The organism is Cellvibrio sp. OA-2007 (genome assembly GCF_000953825.1).
Classification (GTDB): domain Bacteria; phylum Pseudomonadota; class Gammaproteobacteria; order Pseudomonadales; family Cellvibrionaceae; genus Cellvibrio.
This window is the reverse complement of record NZ_BBUL01000097.1, coordinates 179,750-201,452: the sequence shown is the minus strand read 5'-3', so window position 1 is coordinate 201,452 and position 21,703 is coordinate 179,750. Positions and strand designations below refer to the sequence as shown.

General features: G+C 46.9%; 22 protein-coding genes. 21 read left to right on the top strand and 1 reads right to left on the bottom strand.

Annotation, left to right across the window (positions count from 1 at the left end):
* Window positions 1–63: 63 nt before the first annotated feature.
* Window positions 64–867 (bottom strand): inositol monophosphatase family protein, encoded by an 804-nt coding sequence (locus AWU77_RS19290; RefSeq protein ID WP_062067468.1) that lies wholly within the window; start codon window positions 865–867, stop codon window positions 64–66.
* A 267-nt stretch (window positions 868–1,134) separates the two neighbouring features.
* On the opposite strand from AWU77_RS19290, the gene trmJ reads away from it, so the two are divergent.
* The 21 genes from trmJ to AWU77_RS19185 all read left to right on the top strand — a co-directional run bounded on the left by trmJ (window position 1,135) and on the right by AWU77_RS19185 (window position 21,695).
* Window positions 1,135–1,962 carry a tRNA (cytosine(32)/uridine(32)-2'-O)-methyltransferase TrmJ gene (trmJ, locus tag AWU77_RS19285; protein WP_062067852.1) on the top strand — a complete coding sequence of 276 codons (828 nt, stop codon included), beginning with the start codon at window positions 1,135–1,137 and terminating at the stop codon, window positions 1,960–1,962.
* Window positions 1,963–2,139: 177 nt separating this feature from the next.
* On the top strand, window positions 2,140–2,628 hold the full coding sequence (iscR, locus tag AWU77_RS19280; protein ID WP_062067465.1) for a Fe-S cluster assembly transcriptional regulator IscR: 489 nt from the start codon (window positions 2,140–2,142) through the stop codon (window positions 2,626–2,628).
* A 60-nt stretch (window positions 2,629–2,688) separates the two neighbouring features.
* Complete coding sequence (locus AWU77_RS19275; protein ID WP_193747561.1) at window positions 2,689–3,849, top strand: aminotransferase class V-fold PLP-dependent enzyme; 1,161 nt, start codon at window positions 2,689–2,691, stop codon at window positions 3,847–3,849.
* A 39-nt stretch (window positions 3,850–3,888) separates the two neighbouring features.
* Window positions 3,889–5,325, top strand: coding sequence for a Fe-S cluster assembly protein SufB (gene sufB / locus AWU77_RS19270; RefSeq protein WP_062067463.1), 1,437 nt, complete (start codon window positions 3,889–3,891; stop codon window positions 5,323–5,325).
* 77 nt (window positions 5,326–5,402) lie between these two features.
* Window positions 5,403–6,152 carry a Fe-S cluster assembly ATPase SufC gene (sufC, locus tag AWU77_RS19265; RefSeq protein WP_062067846.1) on the top strand — a complete coding sequence of 250 codons (750 nt, stop codon included), beginning with the start codon at window positions 5,403–5,405 and terminating at the stop codon, window positions 6,150–6,152.
* A gap of 2 nt (window positions 6,153–6,154) precedes the next feature.
* Window positions 6,155–7,477, top strand: coding sequence for a Fe-S cluster assembly protein SufD (gene sufD / locus AWU77_RS19260; protein WP_062067460.1), 1,323 nt, complete (start codon window positions 6,155–6,157; stop codon window positions 7,475–7,477).
* Complete coding sequence (locus AWU77_RS19255; protein WP_062067457.1) at window positions 7,470–8,720, top strand: cysteine desulfurase; 1,251 nt, start codon at window positions 7,470–7,472, stop codon at window positions 8,718–8,720. Before sufD ends, AWU77_RS19255 begins: the two co-directional genes overlap by 8 nt.
* A gap of 85 nt (window positions 8,721–8,805) precedes the next feature.
* Window positions 8,806–9,162: an iron-sulfur cluster assembly accessory protein gene (locus AWU77_RS19250; protein WP_062067454.1), complete on the top strand. Its 357-nt coding sequence runs from the start codon at window positions 8,806–8,808 to the stop codon at window positions 9,160–9,162.
* A 23-nt stretch (window positions 9,163–9,185) separates the two neighbouring features.
* Window positions 9,186–9,722, top strand: coding sequence for a putative Fe-S cluster assembly protein SufT (sufT, locus tag AWU77_RS19245; protein WP_193747560.1), 537 nt, complete (start codon window positions 9,186–9,188; stop codon window positions 9,720–9,722).
* Between the two features lie 22 nt (window positions 9,723–9,744).
* Window positions 9,745–10,167 carry a SufE family protein gene (locus AWU77_RS19240; RefSeq protein ID WP_062067448.1) on the top strand — a complete coding sequence of 141 codons (423 nt, stop codon included), beginning with the start codon at window positions 9,745–9,747 and terminating at the stop codon, window positions 10,165–10,167.
* 180 nt (window positions 10,168–10,347) lie between these two features.
* The gene (gene ndk, locus AWU77_RS19235; protein WP_062067445.1) at window positions 10,348–10,773 is read left to right on the top strand and encodes a nucleoside-diphosphate kinase; all 426 of its coding nucleotides are present in this window, start codon (window positions 10,348–10,350) and stop codon (window positions 10,771–10,773) included.
* Window positions 10,774–10,822: 49 nt separating this feature from the next.
* On the top strand, window positions 10,823–12,001 hold the full coding sequence (gene rlmN / locus AWU77_RS19230) for a 23S rRNA (adenine(2503)-C(2))-methyltransferase RlmN (RefSeq protein ID WP_062067443.1): 1,179 nt from the start codon (window positions 10,823–10,825) through the stop codon (window positions 11,999–12,001).
* A gap of 22 nt (window positions 12,002–12,023) precedes the next feature.
* Window positions 12,024–12,827, top strand: coding sequence for a type IV pilus biogenesis/stability protein PilW (gene pilW, locus AWU77_RS19225; RefSeq protein WP_238582529.1), 804 nt, complete (start codon window positions 12,024–12,026; stop codon window positions 12,825–12,827).
* Window positions 12,828–12,843: 16 nt separating this feature from the next.
* Window positions 12,844–13,803 (top strand): RodZ domain-containing protein, encoded by a 960-nt coding sequence (locus AWU77_RS19220; RefSeq protein WP_062067440.1) that lies wholly within the window; start codon window positions 12,844–12,846, stop codon window positions 13,801–13,803.
* 26 nt (window positions 13,804–13,829) lie between these two features.
* Complete coding sequence (ispG, locus tag AWU77_RS19215) at window positions 13,830–14,954, top strand: flavodoxin-dependent (E)-4-hydroxy-3-methylbut-2-enyl-diphosphate synthase (protein ID WP_062067437.1); 1,125 nt, start codon at window positions 13,830–13,832, stop codon at window positions 14,952–14,954.
* Window positions 14,955–14,988: 34 nt separating this feature from the next.
* On the top strand, window positions 14,989–16,260 hold the full coding sequence (hisS, locus tag AWU77_RS19210) for a histidine--tRNA ligase (protein WP_062067434.1): 1,272 nt from the start codon (window positions 14,989–14,991) through the stop codon (window positions 16,258–16,260).
* A 100-nt stretch (window positions 16,261–16,360) separates the two neighbouring features.
* A complete protein-coding gene (locus AWU77_RS19205) occupies window positions 16,361–17,053 on the top strand; it encodes a tetratricopeptide repeat protein (protein ID WP_062067431.1) in 693 nt (230 codons plus the stop codon).
* A complete protein-coding gene (gene bamB, locus AWU77_RS19200) occupies window positions 17,050–18,279 on the top strand; it encodes an outer membrane protein assembly factor BamB (RefSeq protein ID WP_202966678.1) in 1,230 nt (409 codons plus the stop codon). The genes AWU77_RS19205 and bamB overlap by 4 nt, the downstream gene beginning before the upstream one ends.
* Before the next feature lie 157 nt (window positions 18,280–18,436).
* The gene (der, locus tag AWU77_RS19195) at window positions 18,437–19,840 is read left to right on the top strand and encodes a ribosome biogenesis GTPase Der (protein ID WP_062067835.1); all 1,404 of its coding nucleotides are present in this window, start codon (window positions 18,437–18,439) and stop codon (window positions 19,838–19,840) included.
* A gap of 173 nt (window positions 19,841–20,013) precedes the next feature.
* A complete protein-coding gene (locus tag AWU77_RS19190) occupies window positions 20,014–21,213 on the top strand; it encodes a PP2C family protein-serine/threonine phosphatase (protein WP_062067428.1) in 1,200 nt (399 codons plus the stop codon).
* Window positions 21,213–21,695 carry an STAS domain-containing protein gene (locus AWU77_RS19185; protein WP_062067425.1) on the top strand — a complete coding sequence of 161 codons (483 nt, stop codon included), beginning with the start codon at window positions 21,213–21,215 and terminating at the stop codon, window positions 21,693–21,695. Before AWU77_RS19190 ends, AWU77_RS19185 begins: the two co-directional genes overlap by 1 nt.
* Window positions 21,696–21,703: the final 8 nt, after the last annotated feature.

Sequence of the window (21,703 nt, the reverse complement as noted above, 5' to 3'; positions counted from 1 at the left end):
CTTTTAATAGAAAAACGGCGAGCTTAGGCTCGCCGTTTTTTATGGACTGAGTAAACCTGTTGTTTATTTCAAATGCCCAAGATTTTTTTGCACTACCTGTAAAACAGGTTTGAATACTTTGGGCGCGCCGCAGACGATGTGGCCACTTTCCAAATAGTCGCCACCGCCATTAAAGTCGCTGATCAAACCGCCAGCTTCTTTGACCAACAGGATTCCACCTGCAATATCCCACTCATTCAAATTCATTTCCCAGAAAGCATCAAAGCGGCCTGCGGCTACATAGGCTAAATCCAATGCGGCTGAACCGGCGCGGCGGATGCCTGATGTTTGGCCTGCAATTTCCTGCACGCAGGCAAGGTATGGGCCGATGTGCTCCAGTGCGTAACCACTAAAAGGAATGCCGGTGCCAATCAATGCACCTTCAAGATTGCGGCGGCTGGACACACGAATACGGCGGCCATTAAGTGCAGCGCCACGGCCACGGCTAGCAGTAAATTCTTCGCGTTTGATAGGGTCTATAACAACGGCGTGTTCGATCTGGCCTTTGTATTTGCAAGCGATGGAGATGGAGAAGTGCGGAACCCCGTGAATAAAGTTGGTAGTGCCATCAAGCGGATCGATGATCCATTCGTAATCGGGATTTTTGCCTGGTTGGTGGCCGCCTTCTTCGCCGCGGATACTGTGATCGGGGTAGGCTTTACGGAGATGGTAGATGATTTCTTTTTCGGCAGCTTTATCGACTTCGGTAACGTAGTCGTTGCGGCTTTTGGTTTCGATCGTTAACAGGTCAACACGTTCAAATGCGCGTTCAATCAATTCAGCAGCTTTGCGTCCAGCACGCAAGGCTATTGTCAACATGGGTTCCATAAAGCACCAATTCAGTTAGCTAAAAAGCATAAGCCAATGTTAATCAAGCAATTAGATCCTATCGATTAGATAGCGCTAATTCAGGGGGTCGGGATTGTATAAAGAGCAGGGCCGCAGGTGATTTGAGCAACTCTTGCCTCACACCTCTCGCCAAGGGCGCGAATTATAGCGGCAAGTCCTCACTGGAGGCTAGTGATAGTTGACTGTATACTGCGCGCCTTTTTATGTGACGCGATTTATCACTTCATTTCAGCGCGAGATTTGCCTATGTCAGCCCAGCCTTTTGCCAATATCCGTATCGTTTTGGTTAATACCAGCCACCCCGGCAATATTGGCGGTGCCGCGCGAGCGATGAAAAACATGGGCTTATCGCGTCTTTATCTGGTTGCACCGCAGGATTTCCCATCCGACAAAGCGGTATGGCGCTCGGCCGGTGCGACTGACGTGCTGGATGATGCCGTCGTTGTTGAAACGCTCGATGAAGCCATCGCCGGTTGTAGTTTGGTTGTGGGCACTAGCGCGCGCGAGCGTCGTATCCCTTGGCCGTTGTTGGATCCGCGCCAGTGTGGTGAAAACGTTTGGGCAGAGGCAGCCAGCCATGAAGTGGCGATTGTTTTTGGACGCGAAGATCGCGGCCTGACCAATGAAGAGCTGCATAAGTGCAATTACCACGTGCATATTCCAGCCAACCCGGATTACAGCTCATTGAACCTCGCGACCGCGGTGCAGGTCATCAGCTATGAAGTGCGCATGGCGTATTTGCAGGCAGCGGAAGGCAATACGCTGCCGCAGCACCAGTGGGATATGCCGCCAGTTGAGGCACAAGCCATGGAGACCTACTACGAACACCTTGAGCAAACACTCGCTGAACTGAACTTCCTCGATCGCGATAACCCCAAACAGACCATGACTCGCCTGCGTCGCCTCTATAACCGGGTGCGTATGGATCAAATGGAGCTGAATATTCTGCGCGGTGTACTAACGGCGGTGCAGAACTACATCCACTACAGTGGCAAGGTTATGATTAAATTTGGCAAAACGCCGGGTTTGGAGTCCATGCGGGAATTAACCAAAGACGATAAGCCGGCCGAATAGTATTGGTGAGCAGGACGCTTAAATACAGACGATAATCTGTCGCAACAAGGATTGCCCGTTGGAAAAAGTTGAATACTTGAGTAAAATACTCGGAATTGGCGTCGTGTCTGCATTTGCGTGCTATTTTGTGCGCGGCAACACATGTATTCCGGGATTTTGCAGCGAGGCTTCTCCGCTATGAGACTTACCACCAAAGGTCGTTACGCAGTTACCGCCATGCTTGATTTGGCACTGCATAGCGATGAAGGACCTGTCAGTCTGGCGGATATATCCACACGCCAAGGCATATCCCTTTCGTATCTGGAGCAGCTATTTGCGCGCTTGCGTCACTTTAAATTAGTGAAAAGTGTGCGCGGGCCAGGTGGTGGTTATCGCCTGATGAGCAGCACAGCCGATATTTCTATTGCCCAGGTGGTAGATGCAGTGAGTGAGTCATTGGATGCGACCCGCTGTGAAGGCAAGGGTAATTGCCATGAGGGTGAAGTCTGCCTGACGCATCATTTATGGGAAGACTTAAGCGCGCAAATCCATCAGTTTTTGAGTGATATCACCCTAGCTGACTTGGTGGCGCGCAACGATATCCAGTCAGTTCGCGCGCGTCAGGATTTGCGTGTAGTGACCATGCAAAAGGATGAATCGCATATTGCAGTCAGTGAGATTTTGTAAATCTTGCCGTGACCTTGTTATTTAGCATCATGTTTTTTCACCGTTAAGGTACCCACTGTTTTGCGCAAACCCATATATTTAGATTACGCCGCGACTACACCCGTTGCCCCTGAAGTGGCTGCGCGTATGGCTCAGTGCCTGACATTAGAGGGCGCGTTCGCAAACCCCGCATCGCGTTCACATCTTTACGGTTGGCAAGCAGAAGAACTGGTAGAAGAGGCGCGTGCACAGGTTGCCGGTTTAATCAATGCCGACCCGCGCGAAATCGTGTGGACTAGCGGCGCAACCGAAGCAAACAATTTGGCACTAAAGGGAATTGCTGAAACCTATCGCGCGCAACACAGCAGTGGCGGTCATATTATTGTGTCTGCAATTGAGCATAAAGCAGTGCTCGATCCGGCGAGCTGGTTGGAAACACAAGGTTTTCGTGTAACCCGTTTGCAGCCGACTGATGAAGGGATTATCACGGCGGATACGCTTGCTTATGCTCTGCAGCCAGATACTTTTTTAGTCAGTGTCATGCAGGTCAACAATGAGTTGGGTTGCATTAATGACATCAAAAGCTTAAGTGAAATTTGCACAGCGCGCGGTATTTTAATGCACTGCGATGCCGCGCAAAGCGCAGGGAAAATTGCTGTTGATGTTAAAGCGCTCGGCGTGGATTTATTGTCGCTCTCGGCACACAAATTTTATGGCCCCAAAGGTGTTGGTGCGCTTTATGTGCGTCGCGCTGGCGAAGTGAAAGTTGCTGCGCAGATTCACGGTGGCGGTCATGAGCGCGGTATGCGTTCCGGTACTTTGGCAACCCACCAGTTAGTGGGTATGGGCGAAGCAGCAAAATTGGCGGTTGAGCATCTCGCCACAGATGCCGAACGTATCAAGCTCCTGCGTGATCGTTTATGGCAAGGCATTGCGGATTTGCCGGGCATTAAACGCAATGGTTCAAGTATTGATTGTGTCAGCGGCATTTTAAATATCGCCTTTGGTGATGCCGATGGTGAAATGCTACTGCTCTCGTTGCGCGATCTGGCTATTTCAAGTGGTTCTGCGTGTAATTCCGCGAGCATGTCGCCCAGTTATGTGTTGAAAGCGATTGGTTTGAGCGACGAAACGGCACAAGCGTCGCTGCGTATTAGTCTCGGCCGTTACACTACTGCCGATGAAATTGAATATGCGATTGAACACCTTCGCGGTGTTATCGCCAAGCTGCATAAGGCCTAGTGTTGTTTTGCCAGTCCTCTGCAAAAAAAGGTAAATGTCATGTCTGAACAAGTCGAACATCTCATTAAAAAAGAATACGCGGCGGGTTTTCATACCATCCTCGATTCAGAAACCCTGCCACCCGGGTTGAATGAGGATGTTATCCGTTTTATTTCGGCGAAAAAAAATGAGCCGGAGTGGTTGCTCGAATGGCGTTTGAAGGCCTATCACGCCTGGTTGGAAATGGACGAGCCGGAATGGGCGCATGTCAAATACGACGACATTGACTTTCAAGCTGTTTCTTATTATTCCGCGCCTAAGTCCATGGATGAAAAGCCGAAAAGCTTGGATGAGGTTGATCCGGAATTATTGCGCACCTATGAAAAACTCGGCATTCCTTTGCATGAGCAGGCGGCACTTGCCGGCGTGGCGATGGATGTGGTGTTTGACTCTGTGTCGGTGGTGACGACTTTCCGTGAAAAGTTACTTGAGGTCGGCGTTATTTTCTGTTCGATCAGCGAAGCGGTGCATAAGTACCCCGACTTGGTTAAAAAATATATTGGTTCAGTTGTCCCGCAAAAAGACAACTATTATGCCGCGCTCAACTGCGCCGTGTTTTCTGATGGCTCCTTTGTGTACATCCCCAAAGGTGTGCGCTGCCCAATGGAGTTGTCTACTTACTTCCGCATCAACGAACAAAATACCGGTCAATTCGAGCGTACCTTAATCATCGCCGATGAAGGCTCGCACGTTAGTTATCTCGAAGGCTGCACGGCGCCTATGCGCGATGAAAACCAATTGCATGCTGCGGTGGTTGAATTGATCGCGCTCGACAATGCCGAAATTAAATATTCCACCGTGCAGAACTGGTATCCGGGCAATGAAGAAGGCAAGGGCGGTATTTACAACTTCGTAACCAAGCGCGGTGTGTGCCATACCAATGCCAAAATTTCCTGGACGCAGGTTGAGACCGGTTCAGCGGTCACCTGGAAGTACCCGAGCTGTATTTTGCGTGGCGATAACAGTGTGGGTGAGTTTTATTCTGTTGCGCTGACTAATAATTATCAGCAAGCCGATACCGGCACCAAGATGATTCATATCGGTAAAAATACTCGCTCTACGATTATTTCAAAAGGCATTTCGGCCGGTAAAAGCTCCAATGCTTATCGCGGTTTGGTGCGTATCAACCCCGGTGCGGAAGGTGCGCGCAATTACACTCAGTGCGATTCACTGTTGATTGGTGATAAGTGCGGCGCCCATACATTTCCCTATATCGAAAGCAAAAATCCAAGCGCAGTGATTGAGCATGAGGCGACCACCTCAAAAGTCAGTGAAGACCAAATGTTCCTGTGTCAGCAGCGCGGTTTGGATGCGGAAAAAGCAGTGTCCATGATTGTGAATGGTTTCTGCCGTGAAGTATTTAAAGAGCTGCCAATGGAGTTTGCTGTTGAAGCTGGCAAATTGCTGGAAGTCAGCCTTGAAGGCTCTGTTGGTTAATGTTTGGTTTATTGTTGCTCACAAAAACGAAAACAATTGAATTTACCGTGTTAGAAAACTATCGGACTAAAAAATTTATGTTACGCATTACTGATTTGTTTGCCCGTGTTGAAGAGAAAGAAATCATTAAAGGTTTAAATCTGACCGTAAAGCCCGGTGAAGTGCATGCCATTATGGGGCCAAACGGAGCGGGCAAAAGTACCTTGGGTAATGTGTTATCTGGTCGCGAAGGCTATGAAGTGACTGGCGGTAGCGTGGATTTTAATGGCAAAGATTTATTTGAGCTGGAAATCGAAGAGCGCGCCCGTGAAGGTTTATTTCTTGCCTTTCAGTATCCGGTAGAAATTCCCGGTGTTAGCAATATGGAGTTTTTAAAAGCCTCGGTAGATGCCAAGCGCAAGCACCACGGCCAATCGGAGTTGTCTGCAGTTGAATTTATGAAGCTCGCACGGGAAACCAGCAAACGCGTAAACCTTGATCAAGCATTTTTAAAGCGCGGCGTGAATGAGGGTTTCTCCGGTGGCGAAAAGAAGCGCAACGAAATTATGCAGATGATGTTGCTTGAGCCAAGCCTGTGCATTCTCGATGAAACAGACTCAGGTTTGGATATTGATGCACTTCAAGTTGTAGCAAATGGTGTAAATGCGATGCGTTCACCGGAGCGCAGTTTTATTGTGGTGACCCACTATCAGCGTCTGCTGGATTATATTGTGCCGGATTATGTTCACGTGCTGGCGAATGGCCGCATTGTAAAAACTGGCGGCAAAGAGTTGGCGCTGGAGCTGGAAGAAAAAGGTTATGCCTGGCTTGAAAACGAGGCCGTATAAGCATGAGTGATTTTCAACAGCAAGCAATACGACTGACTGCACAACAACAGCCATTAGTTTGGCTTGAATCATTGCGCGCCCAAGCTACCGATGCATGGTTGGCGCAGCCTTGGCCAACGCGTAAAACTGAGCATTGGAAATACACGCCAATGCAGGGTTTGCAAAATACACAGCTACAGGTACTTAGCTCCGCTGCCAAGCCAATATTAGACAGTGCTCAGCAGAACGATTTGATCCCGCTAGATGCGTATCGGCTGGTATTCGTGAATGGGATATTTAACGCAGAATACTCCAGCAGCCTGCCAGAAGCAGTTATACGTTTTTCCCATGCCAATGCCGAACAGCAAGCCTTGATTGAAAAATACTTGGGCAAGATTGTTGAGGGTGAGCGCCATCTATTCGCTACGCTCAATAATGCTTGGCTTGATGATGGTGTTTTACTTCATGTGCCGCGTAATCAACGATTAGAAAAACCGGTTTATATCGTCAATCTGGTGACTGCGGATGCAGCAGCAAGTAATCAGCGCTTGTTGATTGTGTTGGATGAGAATGCCCAAGCTGAAGTTGTTGAACATTATTGCTCAAGTCTCGATGCAAAAAACAGTTTTGCCAATGCGCTGACTGAAATTCATATCGGCGATAACGCTAGCTTGCATCACTACCGTTTAAATATGGAAGAAGAGCAGGCGCAACATATAGGTGCAGTGCATGTAGATTTGCAACGCAATGCCCGGCTGCGTGGATTTGCACTGGCATTGGGTTCACGCCTGATGCGTGTGGATTATCAATTGAATCATCGCGGGCAGGGTGCGGAGTTGGATTTGCAGGGTGTGTACCTGCCGCGCAACCAGCAGGTAGTGGATTATCACACCAATGTTTGCCACTGGGTCCCGCACTGTAAATCGAATGAAGTGTTTCGCGGTATTGTGAGTGATTCAGCGCAGGCTATTTTTAATGGCCGTATTTATATCCACCAAGATGCGCAAAAAACCCTGGCGGAATTAAGCAACAAAAATATGCTCACATCCAACAAGGCGGAAGTGAACACCAAACCTGAATTGGAAATTTACGCCGACGATGTGAAGTGCGCCCACGGTGCTACCATTAGCCAGCTCAATGCCAATGCCCGTTATTACTTGCAAAGCCGTGGTCTTTCCCGTGCCGAAGCGGACGTGATGTTGAGCTTCGGTTTTATCAACGAGTTGCTTGAGCAAATTGCGCAGCCGGTAGTGCATGATTATTTGCAGCCGCGTTTGGCGAAACTCTTTGGTCGCGATAACAGCTTGATCGCTGCCGATGTATTAGCGGAGCTTGCCGATGACTAAGCCGTTGGCAAGTGTTACTGCAGCAAATTTTGATGTGGAAAAAATCCGCGCGGATTTTCCTATCCTGCATCAACAGGTAAATGGGCAGCCGCTGGTGTATTTGGATAACGCCGCAACCACACAAAAACCCAATGCCGTTATTGATGCAATCAGCGATTACTATCGCAATGACAACAGTAATGTGCATCGCGGTGCACACGCACTGGCAGATCGCGCTACGGTGAAGTTTGAAACCGCGCGGGAAAAAGTTGCACGGTTTTTAAATGCGCCTGCAGCTAAACAAGTTATCTGGACGCGCGGCACAACGGAGAGCATTAATTTGGTTGCAGCCTCTTGGGGTAAAGCCAATTTGCAATCCGGAGATCGCATTCTGGTCTCGGCCATGGAGCATCATTCGAATATTGTGCCGTGGCAATTAATTGCCCAAACGACGGGGGCAAAGGTTGAGCCAATTCCCGTAGATGCCAACGGCAGTATCGACATGCGGGCTTTTGAAGCGATGCTTGATGCTCAGGTAAAAATGGTGGCAGTTGGGCATGTATCCAATGCAATGGGTACGATCAATCCGATTGAAAAAATTATCACCTTGTCGCATGCGATTGGCGCGCGGGTATTGATTGATGGCGCACAAGCGGTGAGCCATTGGGCAGTGGATGTGCAACAACTAAATTGCGATTTTTATGTATTTTCCGCACACAAATTATTTGGCCCTACCGGTTTAGGTGTGCTGTACGGCAAAGAAGATTTGCTCAATGCTATGGCGCCTTATCAAGGTGGCGGTGAAATGATTGAAACGGTTTCATTTGCGGGCACAACGTTTAATCAGCTGCCTTACAAGTTTGAAGCGGGCACACCTGATATCGCGGGCGTTATAGGTTTTGGTGCGGCGATTGATTATTTAAACTCAATTGACCGTACTGCTGCTGCTGCGCATGAACAGGCACTGTTAAATTATGCTGAGGAAAAAGCGCGTGCAACTGCTGGTATGAAATTGGTTGGCACGGCTACCGATAAAACATCCGTAATGAGTTTTTTGCTTGAGGGTGCACATCCGGCAGATGTCGGTGTCTTATTAGATAAGCAAGGTGTGGCGGTGCGTACAGGTAATCACTGTGCCCAGCCCATCATGGATCAGTTTGGTATTCCCGGTACTGTGCGTGCAAGTTTTAGTTTTTATAACACCTTTGCTGAGGTGGATCGTTTATTTGTCGCGATTGAAAAAGCGAAAACCTTTTTGTTGTAATAAAAGTGTTGCAGCAAATCCTTGAAGTAAAAAATGGTTTAACGAGTAATGCTCTCACGAACGGTGAGTTAATTGGGAGACTGGTATGAGCGTCGCATCATTTGATCCGCAGCAACCTGTGCAGGTAACGTCTACTGCCGCTGCGCATTTCAAGCGGCAACTGGGTTCCGCAAAAGATGCTAAAGCGGTGCGTCTGAGCGTAAAGCAAAGTGGCTGTACTGGCTGGATGTACGTTGTTGATTTGGTTAATGAAGCCAAAGCGGATGATGTACATATGCAATTGGAAGAGGGCGTTGAGCTGTTGGTTGATGCAAAAAGCCTGTCGGTGGTGAGTGGTACAGAAATTGACTACGTCACCGAGGGTGTGAATCGCCAGCTCAAATTCAACAATCCGCGCGTTAAAGATTATTGCGGTTGCGGTGAAAGTTTTAGCGTTAATTAAGGCGCGTTGCGTAGAGAATGACTATGTCTGAAAGACGTATGGTAGTAGCTCAGGCGGACTGTCCGGCGCGACGCGTTCCTGATGGTACGCCACTGACTATTCCTGAGGGTACCTTTGTTACCATCACCCAAGCGCTGGGCGGTAACTACACATTGACCTATCACGGGCAGATGGTGCGGGTAGATGGTACTGATGCGCATCTGCTTGGACTTGAGTCTGAAACAATCAGTTTTCCTGAACCAGTGGATGATCAGATTGTTGAGGCGCAAGTTTGGCAAGCCCTCGGCACTGTATTTGATCCGGAAATTCCAGTGGATTTGGTCAATCTTGGGCTGATCTACAGCGTCAAAGTGGATCAGTCGGCCAAGCGAGTCGATATTCAAATGACGTTGACTGCGCCAGCCTGTGGCATGGGGCCGGTACTAGTAGGTGATGTTGAGTATCGTGTGCGCAAAGTGCCCAATGTAAAACTTGTCAAAGTTGAGCTGGTGTTTGATCCACCATGGCAGCGCCATATGATGAGTGAAGAGGCGCAGCTGCAGACTGGAATGTTTTATTGATCACACAGTATTGAGAAATTTAATGACCCAATTTGGTATAGATGTCACCGTCGATGACATTGTCGATAGCCTCGGTTTTTTTGATAACTGGGAAGAGCGTTATAAGTACATTATTGATCTGGGCAAAGATTTGCCGGAGATGGATGCCAGTTTGCGCACGGATGAATATCTGGTGCGCGGTTGCCAGAGTCAGGTGTGGCTGGTTGATGAGTGGCGTGCAGGCAAGTTGTTTTTCCAGGCGGATAGCGATGCCTTTATCGTTAAAGGGCTGTTGGGAGTAGTCTTGGCTGCGTTTAATGGTAAAACACCCGGTGAAATCCTCGCCTTTGATATAGATGCGTATTTTGCCCAACTCGACCTGCTTCAACATCTAAGCTCTACCAGAGGTAATGGGCTTAAGGCAATGGTGAGGCGTATTCAAGATCGCGCCAGTCAGACCAATTAGGTTTGGTGCTATTTGGGTGCGCTCCCTTAGCCGATTTTGTTTATTAATCAAATAGCTAGGATATAAAAATAATGTAAACCCGCGTATAATTCGCGGGTTTTGTATTTTGTAGGTAGTGAATCCGCTTTTAGCGATGTAATCCAGCCTGCAGTAACCGGAAAATCGCGTGTGGAGCATCTTATGGCTGTTGAACAAACCTTATCTATTATCAAACCCGATGCCGTTAGCAAAAATCATATCGGTGAAATTGTTGCGCGCTTTGAAAAGGCTGGTCTCAAAATTGTCGCCCAGCGCATGATGATGTTGAGCAATGCTCAAGCTGAAGGTTTTTATGCAGAGCACAAAGGTCGTCCGTTCTTTGATGGTTTGGTCAAGTTTATGACCTCCGGTCCAGTTGTTGTACAAGTGTTGTCTGGTGAAAATGCCATTGTAGCTAATCGCGAATTAATGGGTGCTACCGACCCAGCTAAAGCAGCGCCAGGTACTATTCGCGCTGATTATGCTGAGGCGATAGACAGAAACGCTGTGCACGGTTCAGATTCGCCTACATCTGCTGCGCGCGAGATTGCTTATTTCTTTGCCAGCAATGAAGTTGTTATTCGTTAATATTGTTTAATCACTGTTGTTCCCCATGTCGTTCATTAGGTAAAGAGCCATGACTGAAGTATCAAGTTCAACATCTCCCGCAATCGAGGAGGCTGCAGAGGGCTCTGTCAAAATGAATCTACTGGGTTTGCCAGAAGCTAAGTTGGTGGCTTTTTTTGAATCAATTGGCGAGAAAAAATTTCGCGCTATTCAGGTAATGAAATGGATTCACCAGTTGGGCGCCGACAATTTTGATGATATGACCAATGTCAGTAAAGATTTGCGTGCAAAGTTAAAAAATATTGCTGAAATCCGTATGCCGGAAGTGGTACAGCAATTTGATTCAACCGATGGCACCCGCAAGTTTTTGATCCGTGTCAGTGGCAATAATGTAATTGAAACAGTTTTTATTCCCGATGGCGATCGCGGTACTCTCTGTGTGTCGTCTCAGGTCGGTTGCTCGTTGGATTGCAGTTTTTGTGCAACCGGCAAGCAAGGGTTTAATCGCGACTTAACTGCAGCAGAGATTATTGGTCAAGTCTGGATTGCTGCAAAATCCTTTGGTCAATTGCAAGCGAATGGCCCGCGCAGAGTAACCAATGTGGTAATGATGGGCATGGGCGAACCATTGCTCAACTTTGACAATGTTGTTGACTCCATGAATTTGATGATGGCCGACAATGCTTACGGTATTTCCAAACGCCGCGTAACACTGAGTACCTCTGGAGTAGTGCCGCAGTTAGATCGCTTGAGTCAGTATACCGATGCCTGTCTTGCTATTTCTCTTCATGCACCAAACGATGAGTTGCGCAATGAATTAGTGCCTATTAATCGTAAATATCCAATTGCGATGTTGCTTGATTCAGCCAAACGTTATATCGAAGCCATGCCCGATACCCATCGTAAAATCACGATTGAATACACCTTAATCGATCAAGTGAATGATCGCCCTCACCATGCGCGTGAGCTGGCGGAACTCCTGCGTGATGTTCCGGTCAAGATAAATCTGATTCCATTTAACCCATTTAATTTGTCAAATTACAAGCGCGTGAGTAATAACGCTCTACGTAAGTTTCAGGACATTTTGATGGAAGAGGGCTACATCACAACCGTCCGCACAACACGGGGAGATGATATAGATGCAGCCTGCGGTCAATTGGCAGGGCAGGTCAATGACGTGACTCGTCGCAGCGAGCGCTACCGCGCACAATTTGATGAGGTGCAAGCGGTAAAAATTGTTAGTCAATAGATTCAACGTAAAGGTGTGAATGATGCAAATGAATAATTTTCTAAGATTGCTGAAATTAACCTTGGTGCCTTTTGTCGTGGCAGCTTTTCTTACCGGCTGTGTATCGGAGGGTAGTGGAAGTAAATCAACGCGTCAGGTAGACAAGTCAAAATCATTAGAACTGCATATTCGTTTGGCACAAGGTTACATTGAAAAAGGAAATCGTGAATCTGCGCGCCATCACTTACGTAAAGCATCCGAAATCGATAAGAATTCAGCGGATGCAATGGAGGCCATGGCACGACTTTATCAGTTAGAGGGTGAGCCTGAACTAGCCGAGAAGACATTTAAAAAGGCACTTAAACGTAAGAAAAACTTCACCTTAGCTAACAATAACTACGGTGTGTTCTTATTCGGCCTTAAACGCTATGAAGAGGCCTTGGTGGAGTTTGAGTTAGCCGCCAGTGATCTCGACTATGATGGGCGTGCTTCCGCGTTAGTGAATGTGGGTAGAACAGCCTTATTACTTGGCAAGAACGAGCGAGCCAAGGCAGCATTTGAACATGCAAGCATATTGGACCGGGGGCTTGCTGAACCGCATATTGAATTAGCTGCAATGAGTTTTATTAATCAGGAATATGCTGAGGCTAAAAAGCATCTGGATCGCTATCAAGCACTTGGGCAGCAATCTGCACGTGCGCTTTTACTGGGTATTCGGTTAGAGCGTGTATTTGGCAACAAGGACCAAGAGGCCAGTTATTTGTTGGTATTGAAGAATCGCTATCCCTATTCCAAAGAGTATTTGGAGTACAAACAAACGATGATGTATAACAACAAACGTTATTAATATTGACGGGCATTCAATGGTATCTGACGACGAAAAAAAAACGAATGATGATGGTCGTTTTCGCGAGCTGTCACCTGGCAAATTATTAGTCTGGGCGCGTGAGCGTGCAGGCTTAACTCAAGAACAGGTGTCAAAAGAACTCTACATGACCTTGACTAAAGTGCGCGCGCTCGAGTCTGATGATTATCGTCATATGGGCTCAGACACGTTCACTCGCGGTTATTTACGTGCTTACGCCAATTTAGTGAAGCTCGATGTTGTGCAGGTGCTTGCCGCCTATGATCGTCACGCGCAAAAACATGGGTTGGTTGAGCAGGTGTTGCCTTGTCGAGTCGAGTCGCCTAATAAGCCCTTGTGGCAATTTGTTGTGTGGATTTTGGGCGCGTTATTAATTCTGTGGCTCGTGTCAATTTGGTTTTTTGATAATCGTCAGCAACCCAATTATAACCGTCCTATAGCTGTTGTTCCGCCGGTTGAAACTGCGCTGAGTGTTCAATCAATAAATGAATCTAGTGTGAGTCAGGCTTCGTCTATCGGTGGTTCAGTGCTTACACCACCCACACTGGTAAGTGAAAATGAAACTAAGGAAAATACAGCGAAAGATGACGTGATGAGTGGTGAACTTTCATTTGTACAAAATTCAAGTGTGGTTGCCCCAGCTAATTCATCTGTATCTTCAATAGCCTCGTCAATACGTGCAGTGCAAGTTAGTGATACGACTCAATTGGATTCAATCAAATTTTCTTTTACCGAAGAATGTTGGGTTGAGGTCAGTGATGCGCGTGGTGATGTATTAGTGGCTGATTTACAGCGGTCTGGCAGTCATTTGGTTTTACAGGGTAAGACGCCATTTTATGTGAAGCTCGGAAATGCTCCGGGCGCCGAAATAGAATTAAATGGCGACAAAGTCGCTGTAGTGCCTGCATTGGGCACTAATGTACTGTCGTTAACAGTGGGTGAGTCTACTCACGAGTAGTCACGCAAAAGTCATCAGGAATAACTATGCACTGTGAGTCTCCAATTAAACGCCGTAAGTCTCGCCAAATTATGGTGGGTAATGTTCCAGTAGGCGGTGATGCACCTATTTCAGTACAAAGTATGACGAACACTGAAACTACAGATGTTGCGGCAACTGTAGAGCAGATTCGCCGCATTCAGTTGGCTGGCGCTGATATTGTTCGTGTTTCTGTGCCTACCATGGAAGCGGCTGAGGCGTTCGGTGAGATCCGTAAACAAGTAACAATTCCCTTGGTGGCGGACATTCATTTTGATTATCGAATTGCCCTGCGAGTTGCCGATTTGGGTGTGGATTGCCTGCGTATCAATCCTGGAAATATTGGTCGCGAAAAGCGTATTAAAGCGGTAGTTGATAAAGCGCGGGATCTGAATATCCCCATTCGTATTGGCGTCAATGCAGGCTCGCTAGAGAAAGATTTGCAAAAAAAATATGGCGAGCCGACACCGGATGCATTGGTGGAGTCCGCATTGCGCCATGTTGAAATTCTCGATTCACTTAATTTTCACAATTTTAAAGTCAGCGTCAAAGCATCAGATGTATTTATGGCGGTTGCTGCGTATCGTAAGTTAGCGACATTAATCGATCAGCCATTACATTTGGGAATTACTGAGGCGGGTGGTTTACGCTCCGGTACCGTGAAATCTTCAATAGGTTTGGGAATGCTGTTAATGGATGGTATCGGCGATACCATTCGCGTTTCACTGGCGGCCGATCCGGTTGAAGAAATTAAAGTGGGTTGGGATATGCTGCGCAGTTTGCGCTTGCGTAGTAAAGGCGTGAATTTTATTGCTTGCCCTAGCTGCTCACGGCAAAACTTTGATGTCATAAAAACTATGAATGATTTGGAACAGCGCGTGGAAGATATTACTGTTCCGCTCGACGTTGCAGTTATTGGCTGTGTAGTTAATGGCCCGGGAGAAGCAAAAGAGGCTGATCTCGGTCTTGCTGGCGGAACGCCTAGCAACTTAATTTATATCGATGGTGAGCCCAATCAAAAGTTAACCAATGAAAATTTGGTTGATAATCTTGAGCGGTTAATTCGCGCAAAAGCGGCGCAAAAGCAGTCGCAAATGGACGCTGATGCCAAGAATATTATTGCTAAGGGTTAGTTACTTTTTAGCGCGTGATAAGTAAGGTTTTAAATTGAAAAAATTACAGGCAATTCGCGGTATGAATGATCTGCTTCCAGCAGATTCACCGCTATGGCAATACGTAGAAAGTGTAGTTACCGATATTTTGGCGCGTTATGGTTATCAGGAAATTCGTTTTCCAATTGTTGAATCAACCGAGTTATTTAAACGTTCGATTGGTGAAGTGACTGATATCGTCGAAAAGGAAATGTATACCTTCGAAGATCGCAATGGTGACAGTCTTACTCTGCGCCCTGAAGGTACTGCGTGTTGTGTTCGTGCATGTGAAGAGAACGGTTTACTTTACAACCAAACCCAGCGCCTTTGGTATATGGGCCCTATGTTCCGTCATGAGCGTCCGCAAAAAGGCCGTTATCGTCAGTTCCATCAAATTGGTGTGGAAACTTTTGGTATTCAAGGGCCAGATATCGATGCTGAAGTATTGGTGCTTAGCGCGCGTATTTTGCGTGAGCTGGGTGTTGCTGAACATGTGCAGTTGCAAATTAACTCGCTCGGTAGTGCGGATGCTCGTGCTGCCTATAAAGATGCCTTAGTTATTTATTTAAGTGCTCTTCACGATCAATTAGATGAAGACAGCAAGCGTCGCCTCTCCACGAATCCTCTACGTATTCTTGACTCCAAGGATGCAAACACCCAAAAATTACTTAATGACGCTCCTGTGTTACTGGATTATTTAGATGAAGAGTCGCGTGTGCATTTTGAAGGGTTAAAATCCTTGCTAGATGCAGCTGGTATTCGTTATCAGATTAATCCGCGCTTAGTGCGCGGCCTCGATTATTATGGTAAAACGGCGTTCGAGTGGGTGACTGACAAATTAGGTGCTCAAAGTACGGTCTGTGCGGGAGGTCGCTATGATGGTTTGGTTGAGCAGTTAGGTGGTAAGTCAACGCCAGCAGTTGGATTTGGTATTGGCCTTGAACGATTGGTTTTACTCTTGCAGGCAGCAGAAATGGTGCCTGATTATCTCGATCAACAAGCGGACATATATCTCGTCGCCGTCGGCGATGTCCAAGCAATTGCCATGCAGCTAGCTGAGCGAATTCGAGATGAGTTGCCGTTTGTTCGTCTGCTAAGCAACTGTGGCGGAGGAAACTTTAAAAATCAATTTAAAAAAGCTGACAAGTGTGGTGCTGATATTGCCCTTATTTTAGGAGAGGATGAGGCCAAAGCAGGGCGGGTCACAATTAAATTTTTGCGTGAAGAAGTCGAGCAGCAAACACTCGCTTTTGATGAGGCAATTGCCTATTTGCAAGCGCTTGAGTAAACAGAGCTTGAGTGATGTATTAACTGAGTAAAAAAATAACGTTTTATTTTAATCATTCCCTATTTTTTGCGCATTGCGCTAAGACCTACAGGAGTCAATTGTGAGCGTACATCTTTCAGAAGAAGAACAATTAGAGGTATTAAAACGCTGGTGGAAAGATTACGGAAGAACCGTGATTATTGCAGTGTTAGTGGCAGTTGTCGGGTACTTTGGGTACACCACGTGGCAAGATCAAAAACGTCAGAAAATGGAAAAAGCTTCAGAGGTGTATGAGCAATTGCTTAAGCTTGCCAATGCTGAGCCAGGCAAAGTGTTAACCGATGCAGATAAGGCAACTATTACACACCTCGCCGGTGAGTTGAAAGATGGCAATAGCAAAAGCTTGTATGCGCATAGTGCTGCTTTTTTTCTGGCGAAACTCGCGGTGGAAGAGGGCAAATTGGATGTTGCAGTAGATGAACTTAAGTGGGTTTTGTCTGCCCAACCAGAAGCTGCTACTGAGCAGCTAGCGCGTTTGCGTTTAGCGAGAGTATTAACGGCACAAAAAGCGTTTGACGATGCATTAGCACAATTATCTCCCGAACCTGCCGCTGCTTTTACTTCAGAGTATGCAGAAGCTCGCGGCGATATTCTTAAATTACAAGGTGATTTGGATGCGGCACGCACTGCTTTTGAAAAAGCATTGGCTGCGACAGATCCACAACAACAAGAGCGTTACATGTTACTGCAAATGAAAGTTGATGATTTGAAAGTGGAAGGTTCTGCAGTTCCGGCTGGGGAGAGCGCCCAATGATGCAAGTCTCTGTGAGGCACCTGAGCTGGTTAATATTGCTTTGTGCATTCGCTATGTCTGGCTGTTCATGGTTTAGCAAAAAAACCGGAAATGAGCCAATGGAGTTAGTCGATTTTAAAGAAACACTCGATCTCGACAAAGTATGGAAGCGCGGTATAGGTGAAGGTCAAAACAAAGGGTTCAGTAGCCTTACTCCTGCGTTGGATGGCGATGCTATCTATGCGGTAGATTACGAGGGTCTGATTGTTGCGATGAACAATCAGACTGGTAAAAAGCTATGGACACGCAAGGTCAATAAATCGCAGTTAGGTTTATGGGCTTGGATGAAAAGTTTTTTTGTGGCAGGTGACCCCAATCGCCAAATAGTGGGTGGTATAGCGGCAGAGAACGGTTTACTGCTAGTTGCTACTTATGCTGGTGAAGTAATGGCCTTGTCCAAAGATACTGGTGAGGAATTATGGCGGACGCAGTTGCCTGGTGAAGTCGTTTCAGCGCCTCGCACTAACGGTATTGTGGTGGCTGCTCAGACAGTGAATGGTAAATTATTCGCACTCAATGCAAAAACGGGCGAGCAGTTATGGTTTTATGATAGCCCTCCACCGATACTAACCTTGCGGGGAACACCCTCTCCTATAGTGACAGATACGGCAGTTTATTCTGGATTTTCTAATGGTCGGATGATGGCATTTAATCCTGCCAATGGTCTCATCTTGTGGGAGCAACGTGTTGCCTCGCCAAAAGGCCGCTCAGAATTAGAGCGTATGGTGGATATTCATTCCAGTCCGATGATTAAGGATGGTGTTATTTATGTTGGCACCTATCAGGGGCGAATTAGTGCACTGGCTCGTGGCACTGGCAAACCGCTCTGGGGGCAAGATGGCTCTACTAGTGAAAATTTAGCCTTGTCTGATGACGGTAAATTGTTTGTCGCACACACTGATGGCAAGCTGGTTGCCTATAATGCGACAACTGGCGAGCAACTGTGGAGCAATGAAAAAATGTTGCGCCGCCTCTTAAATGGTCCGCAAGTATTTGGCAATTATGTTGCTGTGGTAGATTTCAAAGGCTATATGCACGTTGTCAACCAGAGTGACGGCGAGTTTGTTGCCCGAACCAAAGTTGATAGAAAAGGTGCGCGCGCGCCTATGTTGACTGATGGTGAGACACTTTATGTTTACACCAATAGTGGTAAGTTGATCGCGTTTAGAGCCGAAAAGGACAAGTAATTTACCGCTAAATGGTTAACACTGACCAGCCGCTTGAGCTTACCTTAGTTGAATAAGGTAAACTTGAACGCGGCTGGTTTTGTTTTTGTGTGTTTGAATTTATGCAGTGATCATGGCTGCAGTTCTTTGTTTTTCATCTCAACTGATACTTTTTATGATAATCCCCGTAATAGCACTTGTTGGTCGCCCTAATGTGGGTAAATCCACACTATTCAATCGCCTAACCCAATCGCGCGATGCCTTGGTAGCTGACTACCCTGGTTTGACTCGGGACCGTAAATACGGTGAAGGCACCTTGGAAAATCGCCGTTTTATCGTGATCGATACCGGTGGTATCAGCGGTGAGGAAGAGGGCATTGATAGCATGATGGCTGGCCAATCGCTTCTGGCAATTCAGGAAGCTGACATAGTGCTGTTCATTGTGGATAGTCGTGCGGGCTTGAATCCTGCCGATGCGATTATTGCCAAACACTTGCGCGTAAATAATAAAAAGACCTACGTAGTCGCCAACAAAATTGATGGTATGGATCCCGATATCGCACTGGCGCCTTTTTATGAGTTGGGGCTTGGCGAAGTTCACCCAACGACGGCTAGTCATGGCCGTGGTGTTAGATCCTTAATGGAAGAGGTACTGGCTGATATTCCGGAATTACCTGAGGATTATCAACCTGATGAGGCCACCGGGATAAAAATTGCCATTGTTGGTCGTCCCAATGTAGGAAAGTCGACTCTGGTGAATCGTCTGCTGGGTGAGGATCGGGTAGTAGTCTACGACGAGCCAGGCACCACTCGCGACAGCACCTATATCAACTATACCCGCTTTGATAAGCCCTACACCTTGATCGATACCGCTGGGGTGCGGCGGCGCAAGAATATTGATTTGATGGTAGAGAAATTCTCGATTGTTAAAACAATGCAGGCCATTGCTGATGCCAATGTTGTTGTATTAGTAATGGACGCAAGCGAAGGTGTTGTTGAACAAGATCTGCACCTGATGGGTACAACCATTGAGGCTGGGCGTGCACTGGTTATCGCGCTGAATAAGTGGGATGGCCTGGATGATGCGCATAAACAGTATGTGAAAAGTGAAATTGAACGCCGGTTGCGTTTTGTGGATTTTGCTACCATTCACTTTATTTCAGCCTTACATGGCACCGGTGTAGGTAATCTGTACAAATCGATTGAGCTGGCCTACCAGTCTGCAACTGATAAATTCAGCACCAACTTCCTCACTCGTATATTGCAAGATGCGGTACGTGAACATCAACCGCCGATGATTCAAGGACGTCGCATTAAACTGCGCTATGCACATCCGGGGGGACACAATCCTCCGATTATTGTGGTGCATGGCAACCAAACTAACGATGTCCCAAGCCATTACACCAAATATTTGGAAAAAACCTTCCGGCGTGTGCTCGATTTGCATGGCACACCAATCAAGATTGAATTTCGGAATAATGAAAACCCTTATTCTGAGCGCAAAAGTAAAATGACCCAGCGTCAATTAATTGATATGCGCCGCAAGGCAGAGCGCGATAGAAATCGCAACAAGCCTAAATAAGCTAAACAAGGGTTGGCCAGTGTTTGTGCCAGAAGAGCTGCATTACAAAACTTAATTACCTAAGCAGGGAATGCTAGTTACTATGGCTTGCGCTCTTTAAGGTGAAGGAGTAGTGTTACGCGCCTTATTTGATTGTCCTCACTCACCTTTAACCATAAAAGCCCGAGCAGAAGATGACACCCGCAAGCCGCAAGCTGCTTATCATCGATGACGATGTCCTTGTCCGCCAGAGTATAGTGACTTATCTGACGGACAGTGGCTTTTGTGTATGTTCCGCGTCTGATGCCACTGCAGCACTTGAATTACTCGCCAACCCTGACCTTTCACTTCCTGATCTGATTATCACCGATTTACGTATGCCTAATGGCGATGGTCTGCAGTTATTGCAGCTTCTGCATGATCGCCACCCCTCGCTGCCAGTGATTGTGATTTCCGGTGCTGGTGTGATGAATGATGTGGTGACTTCCTTGCGTTTAGGTGCCCGTGATTATTTGATAAAGCCAGTAGTCGATTTAGAGGTGCTAGTCCATTCGATTAATAAGGTGCTTGATCGACAGGATCTGGAAGAGGAAAACAAGCGTTACCGGGTTCAATTGGAAAATGCAAATCGCGAGTTAAAAGAGAACCTACGGGTACTTGAGCGTGACCAAATAGCAGGGCGACGGGTACAGCGTCGTTTAATGCCATCGGGCTTCACCACCGAAGAAGGTTACACCGCAGCACATACTATTGTTCCCTCCTTGTTTCTCAGTGGCGATTTTGTTGATTACGCCCACATTAAAAGACGTTACCTCGCATTTTATTTGGCTGATGTTTCCGGGCACGGTGCATCTTCTGCTTTTGTCACCATTTGGCTTAAACATTTGGTTAGTCGTATGGTGCGGGAAGAGGGCTTGTTTGGCGATGAGAGCTCCTTTGCGCAGGGCGCAGACCTTATGTTGCGGCAGATTAATCGCGAACTACATGAGACTCGCCTAAGTCATCACCTAACACTCTTTGTTGGCGTTATAGATACAGTGACGCACAAAATGCACTATGTAGTCGCCGGTCACTTACCTATGCCTATTCTGCTTACTGATGAAGGGGCAGAGTATTTAACGGGGCGTGGTAAGCCTGTCGGAATTTTTAAAGAGGTCAGTTGGGAAGTTTACGAGCGTCAGTTGCCAGAGAAATTTGCGCTGGTTTGTTTTTCTGACGGGATACTGGAAACCTTATCTCAACAAGAGCTGCAAGAGAAAGAGGCTCAGCTGTTAAAACTAATTGCTTCAAGTAGTGGCGGTTTGGATTCGGTCTGTAATACTTTAGTTATAAAAGAGATTCGCGATAACCCGGATGACATTGCAGTCTTGTCCATCACCCGAGGTGTGAGTTGATGAAAGCCGGCCAGATTTTAGTTGCCGATCATAATGGGGTCTATGTGATCAAAATGTTGGGCGATGTGCGCCTGACTTTGTGTATCTCGTTCGATCAGTTTATTGATGCTATGTTCAAAAGTGAGAATTTTGCCTCAGTCTTATTCGATCTCTCTGATGCTGAAGCAATCGATAGCACCACATTGGGTTTGATGGCAAAAATTTCCATTCTGGGGCAGGAGCGGCACGGTATCATGCCAGTGATTTTGGCGAGCAACCCTAGCATCCAGCGCATTCTGCAAACTATGGGGTTTGGCGATATATTTACCATTGTCGATAAATTAGATGCGCCAGTTCTGGCAGAGCATGCTCTTAATTGTATTAATTGTGATGAACAGGAAGTAAAAGAAAAGGTGATTGAGGCGCACAAAATTTTAATGGGATTAAATGCCAGTAATGCTGATACTTTCCGCAATTTGGTCAATATGCTCGAAAGCTGTTAACCCTTCCC

Excerpts from the sequence above, each read along its gene's own strand:
- ndk (WP_062067445.1), top strand. The coding sequence starts at position 10,348 with ATGGCTGTTGAACAAACCTTATCTATTATCAAACCCGATGCCGTTAGC.
- bamB (WP_202966678.1), top strand. The coding sequence starts at position 17,050 with ATGATGCAAGTCTCTGTGAGGCACCTGAGCTGGTTAATATTGCTTTGT.
- AWU77_RS19290 (WP_062067468.1), bottom strand. The coding sequence starts at position 867 with ATGGAACCCATGTTGACAATAGCCTTGCGTGCTGGACGCAAAGCTGCT.
- AWU77_RS19220 (WP_062067440.1), top strand. The coding sequence starts at position 12,844 with ATGGTATCTGACGACGAAAAAAAAACGAATGATGATGGTCGTTTTCGC.
- sufC (WP_062067846.1), top strand. The coding sequence starts at position 5,403 with ATGTTACGCATTACTGATTTGTTTGCCCGTGTTGAAGAGAAAGAAATC.
- AWU77_RS19185 (WP_062067425.1), top strand. The coding sequence starts at position 21,213 with ATGAAAGCCGGCCAGATTTTAGTTGCCGATCATAATGGGGTCTATGTG.
- AWU77_RS19250 (WP_062067454.1), top strand. The coding sequence starts at position 8,806 with ATGAGCGTCGCATCATTTGATCCGCAGCAACCTGTGCAGGTAACGTCT.
- ispG (WP_062067437.1), top strand. The coding sequence starts at position 13,830 with ATGCACTGTGAGTCTCCAATTAAACGCCGTAAGTCTCGCCAAATTATG.
- AWU77_RS19240 (WP_062067448.1), top strand. The coding sequence starts at position 9,745 with ATGACCCAATTTGGTATAGATGTCACCGTCGATGACATTGTCGATAGC.
- pilW (WP_238582529.1), top strand. The coding sequence starts at position 12,024 with ATGCAAATGAATAATTTTCTAAGATTGCTGAAATTAACCTTGGTGCCT.
- sufT (WP_193747560.1), top strand. The coding sequence starts at position 9,186 with ATGTCTGAAAGACGTATGGTAGTAGCTCAGGCGGACTGTCCGGCGCGA.
- sufD (WP_062067460.1), top strand. The coding sequence starts at position 6,155 with ATGAGTGATTTTCAACAGCAAGCAATACGACTGACTGCACAACAACAG.
- AWU77_RS19190 (WP_062067428.1), top strand. The coding sequence starts at position 20,014 with ATGACACCCGCAAGCCGCAAGCTGCTTATCATCGATGACGATGTCCTT.
- iscR (WP_062067465.1), top strand. The coding sequence starts at position 2,140 with ATGAGACTTACCACCAAAGGTCGTTACGCAGTTACCGCCATGCTTGAT.
- trmJ (WP_062067852.1), top strand. The coding sequence starts at position 1,135 with ATGTCAGCCCAGCCTTTTGCCAATATCCGTATCGTTTTGGTTAATACC.
- rlmN (WP_062067443.1), top strand. The coding sequence starts at position 10,823 with ATGACTGAAGTATCAAGTTCAACATCTCCCGCAATCGAGGAGGCTGCA.
- AWU77_RS19255 (WP_062067457.1), top strand. The coding sequence starts at position 7,470 with ATGACTAAGCCGTTGGCAAGTGTTACTGCAGCAAATTTTGATGTGGAA.
- sufB (WP_062067463.1), top strand. The coding sequence starts at position 3,889 with ATGTCTGAACAAGTCGAACATCTCATTAAAAAAGAATACGCGGCGGGT.